This window comes from Nonomuraea solani (assembly GCF_900108335.1).
Lineage (GTDB): Bacteria > Actinomycetota > Actinomycetes > Streptosporangiales > Streptosporangiaceae > Nonomuraea > Nonomuraea solani.
Map to the genome: position 1 here is coordinate 1 of NZ_FNVT01000023.1, position 20774 is coordinate 20774.

General features: G+C 71.3%; 18 protein-coding genes. 12 read left to right on the top strand and 6 right to left on the bottom strand.

Going from position 1 to position 20774, the window contains the following annotated elements:
• From C4V41_RS62440 to C4V41_RS49430, 3 genes are all read left to right on the top strand, one after another.
• On the top strand, nucleotides 1–264 hold a 264-nt coding region (locus C4V41_RS62440; protein WP_235030478.1), incomplete at its 5' end, for a transposase.
• Between the two features lie 103 nt (nucleotides 265–367).
• Nucleotides 368–706, top strand: a complete 339-nt coding sequence (locus C4V41_RS49425) for a hypothetical protein (protein WP_103963027.1) — start codon at nucleotides 368–370, stop codon at nucleotides 704–706.
• Between the two features lie 7 nt (nucleotides 707–713).
• Nucleotides 714–2258, top strand: a complete 1545-nt coding sequence (locus C4V41_RS49430; RefSeq protein ID WP_103963028.1) for a tyrosine-type recombinase/integrase — start codon at nucleotides 714–716, stop codon at nucleotides 2256–2258.
• A 202-nt stretch (nucleotides 2259–2460) separates the two neighbouring features.
• Here C4V41_RS49430 and C4V41_RS49435 read toward each other — a convergent pair whose 3' ends face one another.
• Nucleotides 2461–3708 carry a phytase gene (locus tag C4V41_RS49435; RefSeq protein WP_103963029.1) on the bottom strand — a complete coding sequence of 416 codons (1248 nt, stop codon included), beginning with the start codon at nucleotides 3706–3708 and terminating at the stop codon, nucleotides 2461–2463.
• Nucleotides 3709–3832: 124 nt separating this feature from the next.
• On the opposite strand from C4V41_RS49435, the gene C4V41_RS49440 reads away from it, so the two are divergent.
• The 8 genes from C4V41_RS49440 (at nucleotide 3833) to C4V41_RS49475 (ending at nucleotide 13006) form a co-directional block, all read left to right on the top strand.
• Nucleotides 3833–4816 (top strand): sugar ABC transporter substrate-binding protein, encoded by a 984-nt coding sequence (locus C4V41_RS49440; protein WP_103963030.1) that lies wholly within the window; start codon nucleotides 3833–3835, stop codon nucleotides 4814–4816.
• Complete coding sequence (locus C4V41_RS49445; protein ID WP_103963031.1) at nucleotides 4813–5847, top strand: ABC transporter permease; 1035 nt, start codon at nucleotides 4813–4815, stop codon at nucleotides 5845–5847. The genes C4V41_RS49440 and C4V41_RS49445 overlap by 4 nt, the downstream gene beginning before the upstream one ends.
• On the top strand, nucleotides 5844–6599 hold the full coding sequence (locus tag C4V41_RS49450; RefSeq protein ID WP_103963032.1) for an ATP-binding cassette domain-containing protein: 756 nt from the start codon (nucleotides 5844–5846) through the stop codon (nucleotides 6597–6599). Before C4V41_RS49445 ends, C4V41_RS49450 begins: the two co-directional genes overlap by 4 nt.
• Before the next feature lie 253 nt (nucleotides 6600–6852).
• Nucleotides 6853–8160 carry an MFS transporter gene (locus tag C4V41_RS49455; protein WP_103963033.1) on the top strand — a complete coding sequence of 436 codons (1308 nt, stop codon included), beginning with the start codon at nucleotides 6853–6855 and terminating at the stop codon, nucleotides 8158–8160.
• A complete protein-coding gene (locus C4V41_RS49460; RefSeq protein WP_103963034.1) occupies nucleotides 8157–9104 on the top strand; it encodes a hypothetical protein in 948 nt (315 codons plus the stop codon). The genes C4V41_RS49455 and C4V41_RS49460 overlap by 4 nt, the downstream gene beginning before the upstream one ends.
• Before the next feature lie 46 nt (nucleotides 9105–9150).
• Entirely contained in the window at nucleotides 9151–10194 is a 1044-nt protein-coding gene (locus C4V41_RS49465) for a DUF917 domain-containing protein (protein ID WP_103963035.1), read from the top strand.
• Entirely contained in the window at nucleotides 10191–11936 is a 1746-nt protein-coding gene (locus C4V41_RS49470) for a helix-turn-helix domain-containing protein (RefSeq protein WP_103963036.1), read from the top strand. The genes C4V41_RS49465 and C4V41_RS49470 overlap by 4 nt, the downstream gene beginning before the upstream one ends.
• Nucleotides 11937–12154: 218 nt before the next feature.
• Nucleotides 12155–13006, top strand: coding sequence for a metallophosphoesterase family protein (locus C4V41_RS49475; protein WP_200824774.1), 852 nt, complete (start codon nucleotides 12155–12157; stop codon nucleotides 13004–13006).
• Between the two features lie 41 nt (nucleotides 13007–13047).
• Here the strand turns inward: C4V41_RS49475 and C4V41_RS49480 are convergent, their stop codons facing one another.
• The 4 genes from C4V41_RS49480 to C4V41_RS49500 all read right to left on the bottom strand — a co-directional run bounded on the left by C4V41_RS49480 (nucleotide 13048) and on the right by C4V41_RS49500 (nucleotide 18740).
• Nucleotides 13048–14274: a pectate lyase family protein gene (locus tag C4V41_RS49480; RefSeq protein WP_103963038.1), complete on the bottom strand. Its 1227-nt coding sequence runs from the start codon at nucleotides 14272–14274 to the stop codon at nucleotides 13048–13050.
• Nucleotides 14275–14649: 375 nt separating this feature from the next.
• A complete protein-coding gene (locus C4V41_RS49490; protein WP_103963039.1) occupies nucleotides 14650–16278 on the bottom strand; it encodes a hydantoinase B/oxoprolinase family protein in 1629 nt (542 codons plus the stop codon).
• The gene (locus C4V41_RS49495) at nucleotides 16275–18299 is read right to left on the bottom strand and encodes a hydantoinase/oxoprolinase family protein (protein WP_103963040.1); all 2025 of its coding nucleotides are present in this window, start codon (nucleotides 18297–18299) and stop codon (nucleotides 16275–16277) included. The genes C4V41_RS49490 and C4V41_RS49495 overlap by 4 nt, the downstream gene beginning before the upstream one ends.
• Nucleotides 18300–18383: 84 nt before the next feature.
• Entirely contained in the window at nucleotides 18384–18740 is a 357-nt protein-coding gene (locus C4V41_RS49500) for a hypothetical protein (RefSeq protein ID WP_146104089.1), read from the bottom strand.
• 80 nt (nucleotides 18741–18820) lie between these two features.
• Between C4V41_RS49500 and C4V41_RS49505 the strand changes: the two genes are divergently transcribed.
• Nucleotides 18821–19441 carry a YigZ family protein gene (locus C4V41_RS49505; protein WP_103963042.1) on the top strand — a complete coding sequence of 207 codons (621 nt, stop codon included), beginning with the start codon at nucleotides 18821–18823 and terminating at the stop codon, nucleotides 19439–19441.
• A gap of 58 nt (nucleotides 19442–19499) precedes the next feature.
• On the opposite strand, the gene C4V41_RS49510 is transcribed toward C4V41_RS49505, so the two are convergent.
• The gene (locus C4V41_RS49510; protein WP_103963043.1) at nucleotides 19500–20729 is read right to left on the bottom strand and encodes an isochorismate synthase; all 1230 of its coding nucleotides are present in this window, start codon (nucleotides 20727–20729) and stop codon (nucleotides 19500–19502) included.
• Nucleotides 20730–20774: the final 45 nt, after the last annotated feature.

Here is a 20774-nt window from a genome sequence, read left to right on the forward strand (position 1 = left end):
CCCGGCCGGTTCGCCTCTCTGGCTGACGCCCGAGCCTTCTGCCAGCGGTTTTTCGGCTACTACAACCACGAGCACTATCACGCGGGAGTCGGGCTGCACACCCCGTTCACCGTGCACATGGGCATCGCCCACGCCATCCAGGACAAGCGGGCCGAAACCATCGAACGCTTCCGCTCGGCCAACCCCCACCGGTTCACCCGCACGCCCCGGCTCCCCAAGATCCCGCAGGTCGCCTATATCAACCAGCCGGAAGAAGCCGCCTAGCGATCAGACCAGCCCACTCCCTGTCGCATTTGACTTGACACCTTCCGTTCTTCGCCTGCGTGACCTGTTCGGCAGGAGGATCCCGGACAGCCAGGTACGAGCGGTGTCCGAGCTGGTGCAGGGCAACGCAGAGGTCTTGGTACGCGCCGGGATGCTCGACGTGGTCATCCCGGTCATCGACTCCTACGAACGCGGCGAGGCTTGCCCCACGGATGACGTCGTAGCCGAGATCGATGTCCGACTCCAGCGGATCATCGATCGTGAGCCTCGGGACCGACTGGACTACCTCGAAGCTCTGGCAGCTCGGATCGGGCTCCGTTGGAGGGGCAACGAGACCAAGGGGGAGCAAGAGGATTTGGCCGCGCAACTGGGAGCGACGCCAGAGGACTACGCAGCTGCCAAAAGGATTGGTGGCATCTATCGCGACATGGGACTGAGGTGAGTCATAAATGGCGGCTGGCAACGGCTACAAGAGATGCAAGTGTCGCGATGCCGATGGTCGCGAGCTAGGCGCCAAGTGTCCCAAACTGCGCCGGAAGGGTGGCGCGTGGAATCCCAACCATGGCACCTGGTATGGAAAGGAAGAGCTGCCCAAAGGGGCTGACGGGAAGCGCGTAGACCTGCGATTGGGCGGCTTTAAGACCGAAACGGAGCTGATCGCCTTCTTCGAGAAGGGCCTGCGTCTCCTTGGTATCCCCGAAGCCGGCCCGGAAGGGCACGAGGCGCGGATGGAGATCCGCGCCATGATCAAGGCAGCGAACAAGCAACAGGCGCCGCTGCCCGATTACGAGGAACTCCATCGGAAGCACAACGTCGGGCAACCGCTCCAGTCGATCACGCTTGGGGAATACTGGGAGTACTGGGTGGAGCGGCGGCGCCGGCTCAAGGATATTCGCGAGAGCACGCTCATCAGCTATTTGTCCAATTGGCGGACGCATATTCGGGAGGTTCTGTCCGGTGTGCGGTTGGACCGGTTGTTTGTGCCCGTGGTCGAGCAGGTCTTTACCGAGATAGACCGGAAGAACGAGGCATTGCTCGCCGCACGTGTCTCCGATGATCCCGAGGTCCAGGCATCGGTGCGTGGGAAGCACCCCACAGGTCCGGTGACCAAACAGCAAGTGCGGGCGACGATCCGGACGGTGCTGGCTTCCGCCGAGCGGGAGCACCTTGTCTCGTTCAACGCCGCCAAGCTGGTGAAACTTGCTCCAGGAGAGAAAGTCAGGGGCCTGGTGTGGACGCCCTCACGGGTGGAGGCGTTCAACGGCGAGTACGAACGACGGCTGGCCGCCAAGCGGGCTGGTCAGAAGCGGCCGAGAAGGGCACAAGGGAGCTTCGAGGTCTGGCTGGGGACGCCACGCCCATCGCCGGTCATGGTATGGACGCCCGTTCAGCTCGGAGCGTTTCTTGATCATGCGATGGCAGATCGGCTGTATGCCTTGTATCACTTGATCGCGTTCTGCGGTCTACGTCGTGGCGAAGCCTGTGGGGTGCGCTGGATTGATGCGGACCTGGACGAGAATCTGCTGGCCACCGTTAAGCAACTCACCAAAGTCGGACGAGCGGTCAAGGAAGGAGCCACCAAGACGCATTACTCGAACGGAACAGTCGCACTGGACCAGGCGACAGCGGCGGTTCTGCGCGCGCATCGGGCGCGGCAGGACGAGGAACGGCTGGTATGGGGTCCTGCCTGGACCGACACGGGCCGCATCTTCACCAAGGAGGACGGCCGTGATCTGACGCCCGATTGGGTGAGCACGCACTTCGAGCGACTGACGTTTCAGGCAGGCCTGCCGCCGACCCGCTTGCATGATCTCCGTCATGGTGCTGCCACCTTGTCGCTGGCAGCTGGGAACGACATGAAGACCACTTCGGCGATGCTTCGGCACTCCACTGTGTCGATCACGGCCGACCTGTATACGACGGTCTTGCCGGAGGTGGCGTGGGCGGCAGCCGAGGCTAGCGCCGCGTTGGTGCCACGCAGCACGACGGTATGAGAGTGGCCCAGGCCGGGCCGGGGATCCCCACGTCGCGACTGCTGTAAAGGGTGCGAAACTCGCGGTCTCCCTTCGGTCTCCCAATTCGCCGATGAATTGCCAGAACGCAGGGCAGCCTGCGAATCGTCCCAGGTCAAGAGGGCTAGGCTGCGGAGAGCGGGGTATGCCCGTTTCCGCGGCCAGGCAGCGTTGTATCCGCAGGTCAGGTGCAGTCGAGCACCTCCGCCACCAGCCGCCAGTCCACGAACTTGAAGTTGGTCACCTCGCGGTCGCCGTCCCCCGGAGTCTCGGCGCCGTCGTGCACGACCAGCAGGCCCTTGGGGAAGGCGCGGCCGAGGGAGGCGCTGGTGACCATCGCGCCGTCGCTCACCTCGGCCCCGTCCACGCGGGAGCCGGGGCCGACCCGGAACTGGGCCACGTGCTCGTTGTCGTCGCGGTCATAGGCGGCGAAGGTGTCGTCGCCCTGGCTGGAGGCCAGCAGATAGCCGTCGTCCCCGTCCTCGTAGATCGTCAGGCCCTCGGCGTCGGCCGACAGGTGCCGGCCGCCGTAGCCGCGGTCCTGGCCGGGCAGGCACTCCTCCGTGGCGGGGTCGTAGGTGTCCTGCCTGCCGTACTCCCGCACCTTGTCCATCAGCACCGGCCGGCCGGTCAGGTCCGCGCGCAGGCGCCAGATGCCGACGTCCTCCTGCGCCGCGTACAGCACACCGCGGGCGCGGTCCACGACCATGCCCTCGACCTGCGGCAGCTCGCCGGGCTCCGCGCACGGGGTCCAGGTGGTGCCGTCGGGGAGGGGGAAGGTCGCGGGCAGGTCGAGGGTGCGGACGCGCCGGTAGGTGACCTTGCCGCCGGGGGCGGCGGCGAGCTGGAGCAGGCCGACCGTGGTCCGGTGGCGGCGGCTGACCACCACACGGGTGCCGCTGACGGCCACTCCGTACGCGGTCTGCGCCTCGTCCACCTCTTCCTGGGTGGCGTTGAAGACGAACGGCACGGCGGGGTCGGTGACGTCGGTCAGCGGGGGTTGCCCGGCGGCGGCCTTGGCGGGGTCGATGGCGTACACGCGGAGCTGGTCGCGCCCCCGGTCGGAGGCGACCGCGAGGTCCACCCTGGCGCCGGTGGACAGGCGGAAGCCGTGGACGAGATCGACGTTGTTGAGCCGTCCCGGCTCGTGGTCCTGGCCGGGCGGCGGCTGGGCGGGCAGGTGCTGGAGCTGGGCGCCGGACAGGGAGTAGGCGTACAGGCCGCCTTCTTTCGCCGTGGTGATCACGACGCTCCTGCCGGGTTTCGCGGGGTGGACCCAGATCGCCGGGTCGTCGCCGTTGGCGCGGCCGCCCGCGTCGTCGTCGTACAGGGGCGGCGTCTCGGCGGCGGCCGTGACGGTCGCGACGCCGGAATCCGGGGCGAAGGGGGTGACAAGCAGCAGGACAGTGGATAAGAAGGCACGCACGGGCATCTCCTCACGATCCTCGTCCGGACTGAACGATGGGTGAACGTGCCGGGCATAGGTCAGCATGTCTATACAAACAGATGACATTGGGGTAGAACCAGGCCAAGCCCGTTGGTCTTGGAGGTGTCCTATGAGACGTACCCCGATCGTGCTGGCACTGCTGGGCGCGCTGGCCGTCACCGGCTGCTCCTCGGGTGGGCAGAGCGCGCAGAGCGCACCACCCGCCGCCTCGTCCGCCGCGCCGGCCGCGGGGAGCGGCGCCCGTTTCTCCGTCATCACCCACGGTGCGCCCGGCGACTCCTTCTGGGACGTGGTCAAGAACGGCGCCGAGGCCGCGGGCAAGCAGTACGGCGCGCAGGTGGCCTACCAGGGCGACGGCGACCCCGCCAAGCAGTCGCAGCTCATCGACCAGGCCGTCTCCGAGAAGGTGGACGGCATCGTGGTCTCCATGGCCAACCCCGACGCGCTGAAGGAGGCCATCGGCAAGGCCGTCGCCGCGAAGATCCCGGTCGTGACGATCAACTCCGGGGCCGACTCCTCCAAGGCGTTCGGCGCCATCACGCACGTCGGCCAGTCGGAGGACGTGGCCGGGCGCGGGGCGGGCGAGCAGCTCAAGGCGGCCGGCGTCACCAAGTTGCTGTGCGTCATCCACGAGGCCGGCAACGTCGGCCTCGACCAGCGCTGCAAGGGCGCCGAGCAGACGCTGGGCGGCGCCGTCGAGCGGCTGCAGGTGGACGTCAGCAACCTGGCCGACGTCACCTCCAAGGTCACCGCGAAGCTCCAGTCCGACAAGCAGGTCAACGGCGTGCTGGCGCTCAACCCGGCCATCGCGATCGCCGCCAGGGACGCGATCAAGGACGCGGGCTCGCAGTCGAAGCTGGCCACGTTCGACCTGTCGGGCGACGTGGTGACCGCCATCAACGACGGCGAGGTGCTGTTCGCCGTGGACCAGCAGCAGTATCTGCAGGGCTACCTGCCGATCACGTTCCTCAACCTGTACAAGGCCAACCTCAACACCGTCGGCGGCGGGCTGCCGGTCAACACCGGTCCCGGATTCGTGACCAAGGACAACGCCGCGCAGGTGGCCAAGCTGGCCGAGGCCGGCACCCGATGACGACCGCAGCGGCCGATGAACGGGTCGCCGACGTCGGGCTGGCGCGGCGCCTGCTCATCAGGCCGGAGCTCGGCGCGGTCGTCGGGCTCGTGGTGGTGTTCGCGTTCTTCGCCTCCCAGTCGCCGGTGTTCCGGTCGATGGACGGCATCGCGAACTGGCTCGACCCGGCCGCCACGCTCGGCATCATGGCGGTCGCGGTCGCGCTGCTGATGATCGGCGGCGAGTTCGATCTGTCGGCGGGCGTGCTGACCGGGACCAGCGGGCTGATCCTCGTCACCCTGGCCACCCGCTTCGGGCTCAGCGTGTGGCTGGCGATGGCGGCCGGGCTGGTGGTCGCGCTGGCCGTCGGGTTCGCCAACGGGCTGGTCGTCACCCGGACGCGGCTGCCCAGCTTCATCGTCACGCTGGGCACGTTCCTCATGCTTCAAGGGCTCAACCTCGGCGTCACCAAGGCCATCACCGGAACCGTGCAGGTCAGCGGCCTGCGCAGGGCCGAGGGGTTCGAGACCGCCAACGCGATCTTCGCGGGGACGATCCAGATCGGCGGCAGCTCGTTCCGGGTGGCGATCCTGTGGTGGATCCTGGTGACCGCCGTCGCCACCTGGGTGCTGATGCGCTCCAGGGCGGGCAACTGGATCTTCGCGGTCGGCGGCAACGAGCAGGCCGCGCGGGCGGTGGGCGTGCCCGCCGCCCGTACGAAGATCGCGCTGTTCATGACGACGGCCTTCGCCGCCTGGCTGGTCGGCTCGATCCTGGCCCTGCGCTACACCTCCGTCCAGGCCAACATCGGCATCGGCCAGGAGTTCATCTACATCATCGCCGCCGTCATCGGCGGCTGCCTGCTCACCGGCGGGTACGGCTCCGCCATCGGAGCCGCCATCGGCGCGGTGATCTTCGGCATGGCCGACAAGGGCATCGTCTTCCTGGGCTGGGACGCCGACTGGTTCAAGTTCTTCCTGGGCGGGATGCTGCTGCTGGCGACACTGGCCAACCGCCTGGTCAGGCGGTACGCGGAAGAGGTGAAGCATTGATCCTGGAGACCCGCGGCATCGGCAAGACGTTCGGCTCGGTGCTGGCGCTGCGCGAGGTGTCGATGGGCGTGGCGGCCGGTCAGGTCACCTGCGTGCTCGGCGACAACGGGGCCGGCAAGTCCACGCTCATCAAGATCCTGTCGGGGATCCACCAGCACGACGCGGGCGCGTACCTGGTGGACGGCCGGGAGGTGCGCCTGTCGAGCCCGCGTGACGCGCTCGACCGCGGCATCGCCACCGTCTACCAGGACCTGGCGATGATCCCGCTGATGTCCGTCTGGCGGAACTTCTTCCTCGGCTCCGAGCCCCGCAAGGGCCTGTCCTTCGACGTGGCCAAGGCCCGGCGGGTGGCCCGCGAGGAGCTGCGCGCCATGGGCATCGACATCCGCGACGTGGACCAGCCGGTCGGTACGCTCTCCGGCGGCGAACGCCAGTCCGTCGCCATCGCCAGGGCCGTCTACTTCGGCGCCCGCGTCCTCATCCTCGACGAGCCCACCTCGGCGCTCGGCGTCAAGCAGGCCGGCGTGGTGCTGCGCTACATCGCCCGCGCCCGCGACCGGGGGCTCGGCGTCGTCTTCATCACCCACAACCCCCACCACGCCTACCCGGTGGGGGACCGGTTCCTGCTGCTCAACCGGGGCACCACCCTCGGCGACTACGCCAAATCCGACATCACCCCCCAGGAGCTGACCGCGCTCATGGCCGGCGGCGCGGAGCTGGAGCAGCTCTCCCACGAGCTCGAACGCGAGTGAGCTTGCCCCACATTTGACGAATCCCCAGGTCAGTGTGGTGGAAGGGAGGGCAGGAACTCCTACCATGGAGGTCGCATGGCCTGGCAGGCCCCTGGGACCGTTATTACCGGCCGCGGGCCCTGCCCGTCCGTAAAGGCACGGGCGGGCGGTCCGCACAGGTCACGGGGCCCGGCCAGGGCGGGCCGCACAGGCGCGCCGCTCAAGGGGCGTCCTATCGTGCGGCCATCTGCCGCCCCCCTTCGAGGAGCCTTCCATGACCGCCGTCGACTCGAGAACGATGCCCATCGGGGCGGCGTTCGACCGGATGCCGTTCACCCGCCGGCACGTGCTCATCGCGCTCGCGCTCTTCGTCGCCTTCGTCATCGAGTCGTGGGAGCAGCTCGCCCTCGTCTACGTCTCCGGCGACCTCGGCACCCGGCTCGGGATCGGGGAGACGGGGATCGGCGTCGTGCTGTCGGCGGTCGCCTTCGGCATGATCCCCGGTGTGCTGGTGTGGGGGCCGGTGGCCGACCGGATCGGGCGCAAGCCGGTCGCGTTCTGGTCGCTGCTGGCGTACGGGGTGATCGCGTTCGCCTCGGCGTTCGCGCCCTCCATGGCGGTGCTGGTGACGCTGCGGGTGGCCTCGGGGCTGGCGCTCGCGGGCGTCTACACGATCACGTTCCCGTACTTCCTCGAACTGCTGCCGACCAAGCACCGCGGCCGGGCGGCGGTCTACCTGTCGATCGGGTGGCCCATCGGCATGCTGGCGGCGATCGGCGCGTCCGTGGCGCTGGGCGACCTGGGCTGGCACGTGGTGGTGATCGCCAGCGCGGTGGCGGGGCTGTGGGCGTTCGCGATCAGGGCGTGGGTGCCGGAGTCGCCGTACTGGCTGGCCTCCCGCGACCGGCAGGAGGAGGCGCGCGCCGTGCTGCGCTCACTGGGCAGCCCGGACGCCGGCGCCACGTTCACGGTGGCGCGGCAGCGGGCCGGGCGGCCGCTCGACCTGTTCCGCGGCGGCCTCTCCCGCATCACCGTGCTCATGCTGCTGCTGAACTTCGTCTTCAACTGGGGCTACTGGGGGCTGCAGACGTGGCTGCCCACCCTGCTGCAGGCCAGGGGCCTGACGCTGTCCGCCTCGCTCGGCTTCGCCGCGCTCAGCGCCCTGATGATGATCCCCGGATACGTCAGCGCCTCGCTCCTGACCGGCCGGTTCGGGCGCAAGAAGGTCTTCCTCGTGTACGTCGTCGCGGCCGTGCTCGGCGGGCTCTGGTTCGCCACCGCCGACTCGATGACCGGGCTCTACCTGGGCAACTTCACGCTGTCGTTCTTCAGCCTGGGCGCCTGGGGCGTCTGGAACACCTGGAACGGCGAGTTCTACCCGACCGCCCTGCGCGGCACCGGCTACTCGTGGGCCACGGCCGCGCAGCTCGTGGCCACCACCGTGGCGCCGTCGGCGGTGGGCGCGCTGCTGGCCGGAGCCACCGGGTTCACGGCTACCATGCTGATCATCAACGCGTTCATGGTGGCCACGGCGCTGCTGGCCGTGCCGCTGCCGGAGACGGAAGGGCGCGAGCTGGAGTGATCCTGGGCGTCGCCCTCGGAGGGCCCGCGCCGGTGGTGGTGGCGGTCGGGGACGGTGCTCCGGCCCGTCCCGTGGCCCGTGCCGCCGCTCGTACGGCCGCGCGCGCCTGCGTGGCGGTGGACCTCGCGGCAGTGCGTACGGCTCCCGTCGCGGCCATCCGCGTCGGCGGGCCCTGCCCCGAGGCGCTGCGGCCCGTCGTCGGGTCCGGGGTGGCCACCATCGTGCGAGGCGGCCACAGCGTGACCGGGCGGCGGCTGGCGCCTCTCGACACCGAGGCGGTGCGGCGGTTCGCGGCCACGTGCGGGCTGGCCGACTTCGCCGTGACGGCCACCGGGTCGCCCATGCTGGCCGAGCACGAGCTGGCCGTGGCGGCGATCGTGGCTTCTGAAGTGCCGGGGGCGCGGATCACGTTGTCGTACGAGTTCGGCTACCCCGGCCTGCGCGAACGGGAGGCGGACACGATCCGCAACGCGGCCCTCGGCCCCGAGGCGGGCCGGATCGCCGACGAGGTGGCCAGGGAACTGCCCGGGGTGCCCGTGTACTTCGCCAGGTCCGAGCGGGGACTGGTGTCGGCGCACTATTTCCGGCGGTATCCGCTGGCCTGCGATCTGGGCGCGACGGCAAGCCTGGCACGGGGCCGGACGGCGCTCGGCTGGGGCGCTTCCGATGCGGACGGTTCGGGCGTGCCGGATGCGGTGGCGGCGGCCTACGGTGCGGCGCTCGGTCGGCCGGAGGCGCGGGTGGAACGGATCGTGCAGGCGCGCGGACGGGCGGAACTGGACCGGGTGCTGCAGCACGCCAGGGACGAGGCGCTCACCCGGGTGGTCAGCGCGGGAGCCGCGCCGGGCTCGGCGAGGATCGCGGAGACGACCGTGAACCCACTGTCGTACCTGCCGGACGGCCTGTACCGGGTGCGGGTCCTGGCCGAAGGGGACACGGCGTGAACCCCCGGACCGGACGTCGCGGGAGCCGACGGGACGGGCGGCGGGCGTGAACGAGCGGATCGACCGGATCGGGCTGGACGAGCTGGACCGGTTCTCGGCGGGGGCGCGGCTGTTCGCCACCGGGGCGGCCAGGTCCTCCGACAACCTGACGCGCGACTGGGCCCGGTCGGTGGCCGGGCGGGGCGTCGAGCTGGTGGCGGCCGAGGAGCTGCCGCCGGGCACGCTCTGCGTGGCGGTCACCCTGGTGGGCTCCACGACGGCGCTGGGCGAGCAACTGCCGGGCGGGGACGAGCCGGAGCGGGCCGTACGGGCGCTGGAGCGCAGGCTGGGGGAGCGGGCCGGGGCCGTGGTGGCGCTGAACCTGGCGGCGGAGAACGCGCTGGTGCCGTTCATCGCGGCGGCGGAGCTGGGGGTGCCGCTGGTCGACGGTGACGGTTCTGGGCGGGTGTTTCCGCTGGTGGAGCAGACGACGTACACGCTGGGCGGGATGAGCCCGGCCCCGCTGGCGCTGGCGGGGGCGGCGGGGGAGCTGGTGGTGCTGGAGACCGCCGCGGGCCGGGTGGAGGAGCTGCTGCGTCCCGTGGTGTTGTCAGTCGGCGGGTGGGCGGTGGCGGCGTGCTATCCGATGGCGGCCCGCGACCTGGCCAAGTCGCTGGTGCCGGGGACGGTGAGCCTGCTGATCAGGGCAGGGACACCGGGGGCGCCGCGGGCGACGGCGGCTCCGTACGGTGTGCGGACCCTGTGCAGGGGGCAGATCCTGGCCGTGGAGGGAAGCACGGGGCACGGCGCGGACCTGGCGCTGCCGTCCCTGCCGTCCAGCATCGTGCTGCGCGAGTCCGAAGGGCTGCGGCGGCTGGTACGGCTGGAGGCGCACAACGAGATCGTCCTGGCCCTGGCCGACGGGGCGGTGGTGGCGACGGTGCCGGACCAGATCTGCATGATCTCGGCCGGGGACGGGATGGTCGTGGACGTCGACAAGGCCGAGCCCGGCGTCGAGGTGGACGTCATGGTGGTGAAGGCCGCCCCGGTGTGGCACACGGAGCGCGGCCTGGCGCTGGGCGGGCCGCGCGCGTTCGGGATCCCGTTGTGAGCGGGGTACGGGCGGCGGGGTGGGAGGCGCCGGTCACGGTGGCCGAGCTGGTCAACGCGGGGCCGCTGGCCGGGGCGCGCATGTACGGCGCCGGCGATGATCCCGTACGCGGGGTGCGGATCGTGGACGAGCTGTCGGTCCTCGCGACGGTGGCGCCGCACACGGCGGTGGTGCTGATCGGGACGGCGGCCAGCGGGGGATGGGCGGTGGAGATGGCCGTTCGCCGGGCCTGGGAACAGGCGGCGGCGTGCGTGATCGCACCGTCGGGCGGGCTCAGTGAGGGGTCCGGTGAGGTGCTGGCGGAACGGCTCGGCGTCACGTTGATCTTCGTCGACGAGGACCCCCTGATCGTCGCCGTCCGCGTCGCCTCGGCCGCCTCCCGCCCGGACGCGGCCCGCACCCAGCTCGTGGCCCGCTGCGCCACCCGCCTCGCGGACGCGGGCACCTCGGCGCGCCGGGTCCTGGGCGTACTGAACGCGGAGCTACCGGGCACCTCGGTCGCCTTCCTCGACCCGCACGGCCTCCCCTTGGCAGGCCGCCGCGACGCCCTCCCCGACCAACCCCAAACCGGCAACCCTCCCAACGACCGCCCCCCGACCGGCCCCGGCGATCGGCCCTCGACCGTCGGCGCGTCCGGCGCGCGGCCTGGGGCTGGTGGCACACCGGACGGGGCGCCCTTGGCCGGAGACGCCGCTGGTGGGGGCTTCGGCAGCGGACGGGGCCTGGGTGTTGGTGGGTCCGGGGGGCGGTGGTCGGCGGTGGTGGAGGTGCCTGACCACGAGGGCAGGGTGCTGGGCACGCTGGTGGCCTCCGGATCGTCGCGGTCGCCGGGGTGGCCGTCGGTGGTGCGTACCGTGCTGGGGCTGGCGGTGGCGCCACTGACCGCCTGGGCCGCGCGGGAGCGGTTGCGCGCCTCCCGCGACTTCACCGTGCAGGCGTCCCTGGCCGAACGCCTCCTCACCGAATCCTCCAGGACGGCCACGCCCCCCGGAGACCTGGCGGAGACCTCCGCAGACGACGTCGGGACGCCTGAAGACGGCGCCTGGGCGACCGCGATCGCGCTGGGCTGGCCGGTGCACGGCCCCATCACCACCTATGTGATCCACGCACCGGCCCGGACGGACGACGACGGCCCATCGGCCCAGACCCTCATCACCGCCGCCCTCGGCCCGGTCCCGGTGATCGCACGCAAAGGGGGATGGGCAGGTTGGTCGGCCCTGGACCCCGCCCAACTGGCCGATCGCCTCGAACACTGCCTCACCACCATGCCCTGGCCGGCCACCGCGGGCGTCGGCGCCCCGGTCAACGATCTGTCGGCGGCAGAGGAGTCACTGCTGGGCGCCGAGGCGGCGGCCTTCGTAGCGGCCGGCCAGGGCGCGGCGGCCGGTCGGACCGGGACCGATGAAGGCGGGAGATCCAGGCGGGCCGGTCAGGGGGCGGTGGTGCGGGCCGATCGGACGGGGCCGGTCGAGTTGCTCGGTGCGCTGCCGGCGAGCGTCCTGAGCGCCCCCGCCGCCGTCGTGCTGCGCCCCCTGCTGAGCGTCGACAAGGACGGCACGCTGCTGGAGACGCTGGCCGCGCTCCTGGACGAGGGCGGGGCGCTGAGGGCGGCCGAACGTCTCGGCGTGCACCGCAACACGATCACCACCCGCCTCGAACGCATCAAATCCGCCGGTTTCGACCTGGACGACCCCGCCACCCGCCTGGCCCTCCACCTCGCCTGCCACGTAATGCGCCGCTGACCCCAGCCGGTCTCGTCTGTGCGGTCAGTCCGCGCGGCCGGAGAGGAGGGAGCAGGCCGGCCACGTGACGCGACGTTGGAGGGGTCGGTGGGCGCGCGAGCGGAGGGTCGGCTGGCCCGCCGGGCGATGCGCTGCCGGAGCCCCGGCAGGCACGGTCCCCTGGTGCGCTGGTGGAGATCCGCATGGCATGCTCGTAGGAGCCCTGAAGGAGGCGCCTGGTGTCCGAGAGCAGACTGCTGGCGGTCAGCGACCTGCACGTCGCCTATCCCGAGAACAGGGACATCGTGGACCGGCTGAAACCGGTCACCCCCGGCGACTGGCTGCTGGTGGCGGGGGACGTCGGTGAGCGGCTGGCGGACATCGCCTGGGCGCTGGGCCTGCTGGCCGACCGTTTCGAGCGGGTCGTCTGGGTGCCGGGCAACCACGAGCTGTGGAGCCCGCCCAACGAGACACCGGACCTGCGCGGGGTGGCCCGCTACGACCATCTGGTGCGCATGTGCCGAAACCTGGGCGTCCTCACCCCGGAGGACGACTACCCCTTATGGGAGGGCGCGGGCGGACCGGTCAGGATCGTGCCGCTGTTCCTCCTGTACGACTACACCTTCCTGCCCGAAGGCCACCCCACCAAGGCCGCCGCCCTGGCCCACGCCCACGACACCGGCGTGGTCTGCACCGACGAATACATGCTGCACCCTGACCCGTACCCGACCCGTGAAGCCTGGTGCCGGGCCCGCGTGGAGCTGACCGAGCGCCGGCTGGTGGAGCTGGACGACGACGTGCCGCTGGTGTTCGTCAACCACTACCCCCTCGTACGCGAGCCGACGGACATCCTGCGCTACCCCCAGTTCGCCCAGTGGTGCGGCACCACCGCGACGAGAGACTGGCACCGGCGCTACCGCACGGCGGCGATGATCTACGGGCACCTGCACATTCCGAGGGTCACCTGGTACGACGGTGTCCGGTTCGAGGAGGTTTCGCTGGGCTACCCGCGCGAGTGGAAACGCCGGCCGGGGACCCGCCAGCTCCTGCGCGACGTACTCCCAGAAAGCGGCGTACTTCCTGGGAGCTGAGAAAGCCCGCTCGCCCGCGAAGGGGCGAGCGGGCGCCGGCGTCAGTAGCCCCGGGTGACCCGGACTCCCTTGCCGATCTTGCGCGGCACCCCGATGTCGTCGATCAGGTTGCCCGTCGAGGTCACCCGCATCGCCTCGCCGTCACCGTCGCCCTTGTCCAGGAGCAGCCCGGTCTCGCGCTTGGTGCCGTGCCCGAGGATCGTGTTGCCGCTGATCGCCGCGTGCCCCTTGCCGTAGTTGACCGCGTCCAGCGCCAGGTAGACGAAGTTCACGTTCTCCGGCAGCGGCCCGGTCGCGGCCGTCTTGCGCTCCGGCGGCGCCGACCCCTGCTGCCGGGCCTTGCGCAGCTCGGCCAGGGCGTTCGGCGGCGGCAGGAACTTGTGGATCCGGTTGGCCGTGATCGTGGTGTTGGCCTCGCCCTGCAGGTCGCAGCGGATGCCGTAGTACGTCTGGTCGGCGGTGCTCTCGGCGCCGAAGTCCTCGATGTAGTTGTTGTGGATGGAGGTGCCGAAGCAGCGGTGCGCGTCGATGGCGTTCTTCGGCGTCGCGTACAGGTGCAGGTCGCTGAACGTCCACCCGGCCGCGTTGTCGCTCTGGATGGCGTGTGTGCCGCTGAAGCCGATCCAGGAGCGCTGGAACGTCCAGTCGGTGACCGAGTTGCCCGGGTCGATCACGCGCAGCCCGGCCTCGGCGGCGGCCTCGATGTAGACGTCGCTGATGATGCTGTTCACCATCGTGTTCCGCAGCAGGGTGCCGTTCTGCGACGGGTTGCTGATGCGGATGCCGTCCGACGGCGTGCTGTAGATGTCCAGGTCGTAGACGCGGGTGTTCCACGACCGCAGGAGCAGGCCGACGGTGCCGGTGTTGTTGTCGCGGTTGCCGTCGATCGTCAGTTTTTCGACGCGGATGGTCTCACCGCTGTTGTCGGTGTTCTTGAGCCAGCCCTCGGAGGCGAGTACGGCGGGCAGATTGGCGCCGTCGGCCTGCTTGAGTACCGTGCCGGCCTTGGAGTCACCCCGATAGGTACGCATGTCGGGCAGGCTGATCGTGGCGTTGATCAGGCACGGGCCCTTGAAGACGACCTCGTCCCCCTCCTTGGAGGAGTCGATCGCGGCCTGCAGCGTCTTGGCGTCATCGGCCGTGTTGGCGCAGGTGGCCTCGACCCGGGAGGCGGACGCGGGCTGGAGCGGCATGAAGATGGCCCCGGCGGCGACGGCCGCGGTGAGGGCGGCGCCGCCCGCGAACAGCCGAACTGGTAATTGACGCAATGTGATTCCCCTTGTCAGAACGGTCGATACGGGGGCACAGCGCCCCGAGAACCCCCGTCCGTAGCGATCATTGTGGCCGATCGCGGGGCCCATCCGGATCTTCTTCACGGATCTCGCACACTTCCCCGACCGCAAACAGTTCTTCGCGAAGAAGTCCGCGTGCGGCTCGTGGACCTGCTGCGCAAGCACGGCCCGTCCACCGCGACGCGCCTGGCCGAGCGCCTCGGCGTGAACTCCGGTACACCCTCACCGCCGGCCTCACCGGCCTGTGCCCCGAATGGCGCGCCATGGACCCGCCCCGCACCACGCCGGTGCCGGGACAGAGCGCCGCACCGGTGCCAGGACAACGCGCCACCAAAGCGGGCAGGGCCGGGCTCAGCGAGTGATCATGCCTGCGGCCAGGTCGGCGGCCGTGGCGGTGGGGGAGCGGTCGGCGGCGGGGCCGTAGCCGCCGCCCCCGCCCGACTCGCAGCGCAGCACGTCCCCGGCCTTGACCGGCAGCGCGTTGATCTTGAGCATCTCCCGTTCCCCGGCCGTCCCCGGGTTGAGCGTGACGCGCGGGGGAGCGCCCGCCTCGCCGCCCGCCAGACCCCACGCCGGGGTGACCGAGCGCTCGAACCACAGCGACAACGACGTGTCGCCGCAGAACTCGTATTCACGCACCACCCCGTTCCCGCCCCGCCACCGCCCGGCGCCGCCGGTGTCCGGCCGGACCTCGTAGCGGGTGACGCGCACCGGGAACAACGTCTCCAGCACCTCGATCGGCATGTCCCGCAGTGCGCCGTTGACGTTGTTGATCAGGCAGGTCTCGCCGTCGCCGCCCTCCCACGCGCCCCAGCCGCCGACCGTGGCCTCCTGGGAGACGTACAGCTTGCCGGTACGCGGGTCCGTGCCGGTGAACTGCACGATCATCGAGTCCCCGTACGACGCCGCGGCCGCCTTGTCCGGCAGTACCGGCGCCAGCGCCCTGACCACCAGGTCGATGAGCAGCCCCAGGTGCGAGTAGTAGTACTGGCAGGCCGCCGGCGACTCCGCGGCCAGCATCGAGCCGGGGCGCGTGACCACCGACAGCGGCCGGAACGAGCCCCCGTTCAGCGGCACGTCACCGGAGACCAGCAGCTTGTAGCCGACCCGCACGGCCGCCACCGCCTGCGCCGCGCCGCAGTTCACCGGGCCGAGCGCCTGGTCGGCGCAGTCGGTCAGGTCCACGTGCATCGACTCGCCGGACACCGTGACCGTCACCTTCACGGGCAGCGGCGTGGCCAGGTCGATGCCGTCATTGTCGAGCAGGCCCGACGCCTCGTACACGCCGTCGGGGATGGCCGCGATGGCCGCCCGCTCCATGCGCTCGGTCTGGGCGAAGATCTGGTCGCGGGCCGCCATGACGGTCTCCAGGCCCCACCGGGAGACGATCTCCTTGAGCCGCCGCTGGCCGGTCATCGCGCAGCTCACCTGGGCCCGCATGTCGCCGAGCGTGGCGTGCGGGAAGCGCACGTTGCGGGCGATCACCTCGTGCAGGTCACGGCAGGGCTCGCCGCCCGCGTACACCTTGACCGGGCCCATCCGCAGGCCCTCCTGGAAGATCGACGTGGAGTCCATCGAGCCGCCCGGGTCCTTGGAGCCGACGTCCAGCCAGTGCGCCCGCGACGCCGCGAACCCGGCCAGCTCGCCGTCCACGAAGATCGGCCCGTAGACGGTGACGTCGTTGAGGTGGGTGCCGCCGATGTAGGAGTCGTTGAGCACCCACACGTCGCCCTCCCGCCACACCTCCCGCCCGTACAGGCGCTCGGTCTCGCGCGTGCACACCTCCAGGTTGCCCAGGAAGATCGGCAGCCCCGACGACTGGCCCAGCACGTTGTGGTCGCGGTCGAGCAGCGCGACCGCGCAGTCCTTGGCCTCGTAGATGACCGGGGTGTAGGAGCTGCGGATGAGGGTGGTGTTCATGTCCTCGGCGGCCTGCAGCAGGGCGCAGCGGATGATCTCGGTGGTGACGGGGTCGATCACTGGTCCACCTTCAGGATGAGGAAGCCGTTGTCGTCGACGATGGCCAGGCAGCCGGGCGGCACGACCGTGGTCGCGGTCTCCTCGACCACGATCGCGGGCCCGGCCAGCTCGCCGTCCAGCGCGGAGCGGCGCAGCACCGGCGTCCTGTGCACCTCGCCGTCGAAGATCACATCTCGTACGTCGGGCGCCGCCGCACCGGGCACACCGGGAACCGCCGCCGCGGTACGCGGGAACGAGCCGAACCCCGTGCTGCGTACCATCACGAACTCCACCGGCGCCTCCGGCGTGGCGTGCCCGTAACGACTGGTGTGCGCCTCGGCGTAGCGGGCCGCGATGGCCTGGAGGAACCCCGGCTCCGCCGGTTCGGCCGCGTCGCGCAGCGGGATGGTGAGCGTGTAGTCCTGGCCTTCGTACCGCAGGTCCACGGCATGTTCCACCCGCCGTCGTTCCTCCGGCACGCCCTGCCCGGCGAGCGCGTCGAGCGCCTCCCGCTCCAAGTTCACGAAATTTCGTGACATGTCGGCGCCGTTCAGCGCCTCCTGCGACCGGAAGTACGGCCGCGTCAGATCCCGGCGCACATCCGCCTCCAGCATGCCCCAGGCCGAGAACGCCCCAGGAAACCGCGGCACGACCACCTCGGAGATCCCCAGCTCCCTGGCGATGAACGCGGCGTGCATCGCCCCCGCGCCCCCGAACGCCACCAGCGCGAACTCCCGAGGCTCCACCCCGTGCTCCACGGTCAGCGTCCGGATCGCCTGCGCCATCTTGGCGTTGGCCACGTCGCAGATCCCCTCCGCCAGCCGCAGCGGATCGAGCTCCAGCTCCCCGGCCAGCTCCGCCACCGCGGACCCGGCCGCTTCGGTGTCCAGCGTCATCAGCCCGCCCGCGAACCACGCCGGATCCACCCGTCCGAGTACCACGTTCGCGTCGGTGACGGTGGCCCGGGTGCCGCCCCTGCCGTAACAGGCGGGCCCCGGCACGGCCCCGGCCGACTCGGGCCCGACCCGCAGCGCGCCCGCCTCGGCGTAGGCGATCGAGCCGCCGCCCGCGCCGATCGTGTGCAGGTTGACGATCGGCATCAGCACCGGGTAGCCCTCGATGCGCGCCTCGGCGCTGACGTCGGGCCGCCCGTTCACGACGAGCGACACGTCGAACGACGTCCCGCCCATGTCGGCGCAGATCACGTTCTCGCGGTCGAGCAGCCGCGCCGCCGCGACCCCGCCCATCGTCCCGCCGACCGGCCCGGACAGCAGCGTCTGCAGCGGCCTGCGCATCGCGTATGAGGCGTTGACCAGCCCGCCCGACGACTGCATCACGTGCACCGGCACCGCAAGCCCGCGCTCGGCGAAGCGCCGCTCGATCCCGGCCAGATAGCGGCGCACCACCGGCCCCGTGTACGCCTCCAGCACCGCCGACGACGTCCGCTCGTACTCGCGCCACTCCCGCGCCACCTCGTGCGACAGCACGACCAGCACGTCGTCGCCCAGCTCGGCCCGCAGGATCTCGCCCGCCCTGACCTCGTGCGCCGGGTTCGCGAACGAGAACAGCAGGCACACGGCCACCGCGTCGAACCCCTCGGCCCGCGCCCGCCGCGCCGCCGCCCGCACCGACTCCTCATCGAGCGGCAGGAGCTCCTGTCCCCGATAGTCCAGCCGGCCGCCCGCCTCCATCACGTCCTGGCGCGGCACCAGCGGCTCGGGCTTGCGGTAGCGCAGGTCGAACATGCGGTCCCGGTTGCCCCTGGCGATCTGGTAGACGTCCCGGCCACCCCGGCTCGCCAGCAGCAGCACGCGGGCGCCCTTGCGCTCCAGCAGCGCGTTGAGTCCCTGCGTGGTGCCGTGCACGAAGAACGAGATGGCGGCGGGATCGTCCACGACCCGCCCCAGCGCGGCGAACACGCCGTCGGCGAGGTCCCCCGGAGTGGTGGGCGCCTTCGAGGCCGTGACGGCGCCCGACCGCTCGTCGTAGCAGACGACGTCGGTGAAGGTGCCGCCGATGTCCATGGCGACGCGATAGCTCATGCGCTGAACGGTATGCGTGCCCGGTCCCCGTCCGCATGTGCGTCCCGCACAGCCAGGTGCGGCCTCCCGTGCATCCCGCCGGGGTCAGCGCGCGGGCTGTACCCGGTCCCCGGTGATGATCATCCCGTCGTCGTCCCCTGTCACCTCGCGCGGCAGCATCGCGGCCACCTCGGTCGCGAGGTGGGGCTCGGTCTGGAACGCCTCCAGGATCGCCAGCCGCAGCGCCGTCTGGCTGGGCTCGTCGTCCGGCTTCGAGCCGGCCACGCGCATGATGGCCAGCTTGGACTCGGTGTCGCCGCGGCCGAAGACGCGCTGCAGGATGCGCGAGCCGCGGGCCACGTCGGTGTCCGCGGCGAGCTCTCCGGTCTTGGCGAGTGCGCCGACCCCGTAGGCGTTGATCGCCGCCGTGACGTAGGGCATGACATCTTTCGCAGTGTCCATGTGACCCTCCCATAGGTCCTTATGGAATGACGAGATGGTAGCTCCCAGAGTTCCGGCGGCGAGGGCATACCCTGTCGAATGTGTCTGCGCCGTACCTCACTCTCACCACCGTCGTCGAGCACGAGACCGAGGCGCGGCGCTCCCGCTTCCTCTGCGCCCTGGCCCCGGCGCGCACGGTCGAGGAGGCGGCCGCCTTCATCGCCGGGCGCCGGCGCGAGCATCCGAGCGCCACGCACAACTGCACCGCGTACGTCATCGGCGAGCGCATCCAGAAGGGCGACGACGACGGCGAGCCGGGCGGCACCGCGGGCACGCCCATGGTCCAGGCGCTGGTCGGGCGGGGGTTCAGCGACGTGGTGGCGGTGGTGACGCGCTACTTCGGCGGCACCCTGCTGGGCGCGGGCGGGCTGGTGCGCGCCTACGGCTCGGCGGTGACCGAGACCCTCGACCGGGCCGAGCCGGTGCGGATGGTGCCGGCCAAGCTGGTGCTCGTCGCAGTGGCGCACGACCAGGCGGGGCGGGTGGAGAACGACCTGCGCGCCTCCCGCCACGCCGTACGCGACGTCGCCTACGCGGGCGAGGTCACCTTCGCCGTCGCGGTGGGGGACGACGAGGTGGCCGCGTTCACCGACTGGGTGGCCACGCTGACGGCCGGCCGCGCCCGCGTGACCGTGGGCGACGACCTCCACGTGCCCGCGTGACCGTGGGCGACGCCCTGCACGTGCCTGCGTGACCGGGCGACGACCTGCACGTGCCCGCTCAGCCCTCCAGGGCGTACTGCATCACCCGGAACTTCGCCTGGGCCTCGGCCAGCTCGGCGGCCGGGTCGGAGTCGCCCATGATGCCGCCCCCCGCGAACAGCCGCGCCCGGCGGCCCTCCACCAGCCCCGAGCGCAGCGCGATGCCCCACTCGCCGTCGCCGTGGGCGTCGATCCAGCCCACCGGACCGGCGTATCCGGCCCGGTCCATGCCCTCCAGCTCACGGATCACCTGGATGGCCTTCGGCGTCGGGGTGCCGCCGACGGCCGCCGTCGGGTGCATGGCCGCGACCACGTCGAGCACCGAGGCCCCGTCGGCCAGCCGCCCGCTGACGTGGCTGGCCAGGTGTTGCACGTTGGGCAGCACCAGCAGCTCGGGCTCGTCGGGCGTCGTCAGCGAGGAGCAGAGCGGCGCCAGCGTCTGGCGGACCGAGGCGATCGCGCACTCGTGCTCGTGCCGGTCCTTCGGCGAGGCGAACAGCGCCGCCCCCCGCGCGAGGTCGTCGGCCGGGCCGGTGCCGCGCGGCGTGGTGCCGGCCAGCACGAGCGACTCGATCTCCTGCCCCGTGCGCCGGATCAGCAGCTCGGGCGTGGCGCCGACCAGCCCCGCCACCGAGAACGTGTAGCACTCGGGGTAGCGGCTCGCCAGCCGGGTCAGCAGCAGCCGGATGTCGATCGGCCGCTCGGCGGTGGCGACCAGGTCGCGGGCCAGGACGACCTTCTCCAGCTCGCCCTCGCGGATGCGCCGCGCGGCGCGGGCCACGACGTGCTCCCACTCGGGGGCGGTCAGGCTGCCGTCGCCGTAGCTGATGCGGCCGGGATCGCGGATCGGTGAGAACGTCTCCAGCGGCGCCTCACCGACCGTGGTGAGCCACGCGTGGCCGTCGCGGCGGGCCAGCACGGCCTGGGGGACGACGAGGACCGAGCCGGGGGCGTCCTCGTCGAAGGTGAAACTGCCGAAGGCGACGGGGCCGGAGCCGGGCGTGCGCACGGCGTCGTCGACATGCGCGTCGCCGAAGACGGTGGACAGCCACTGGCGGGCCCAGGCGAACCGGCCGGGACCCGGGGGTACGCTCACGCGGGCGGCCTGACCCCAGCCGACGAGGCCCTCTCCGTTCCTGACCCAGGCGTAGGGTGCCGTCTTGGGCAGGGATGCCAGCAGGTCACCGGGGTCGCCGACAGGGGTGGTGCGAACCGGTAGCGGGCGGGTTGTTCCGAGCGCGACACTCACCCAAGACACTCTATGCGGGAACTGAACACGTTCGACTCGGACCCC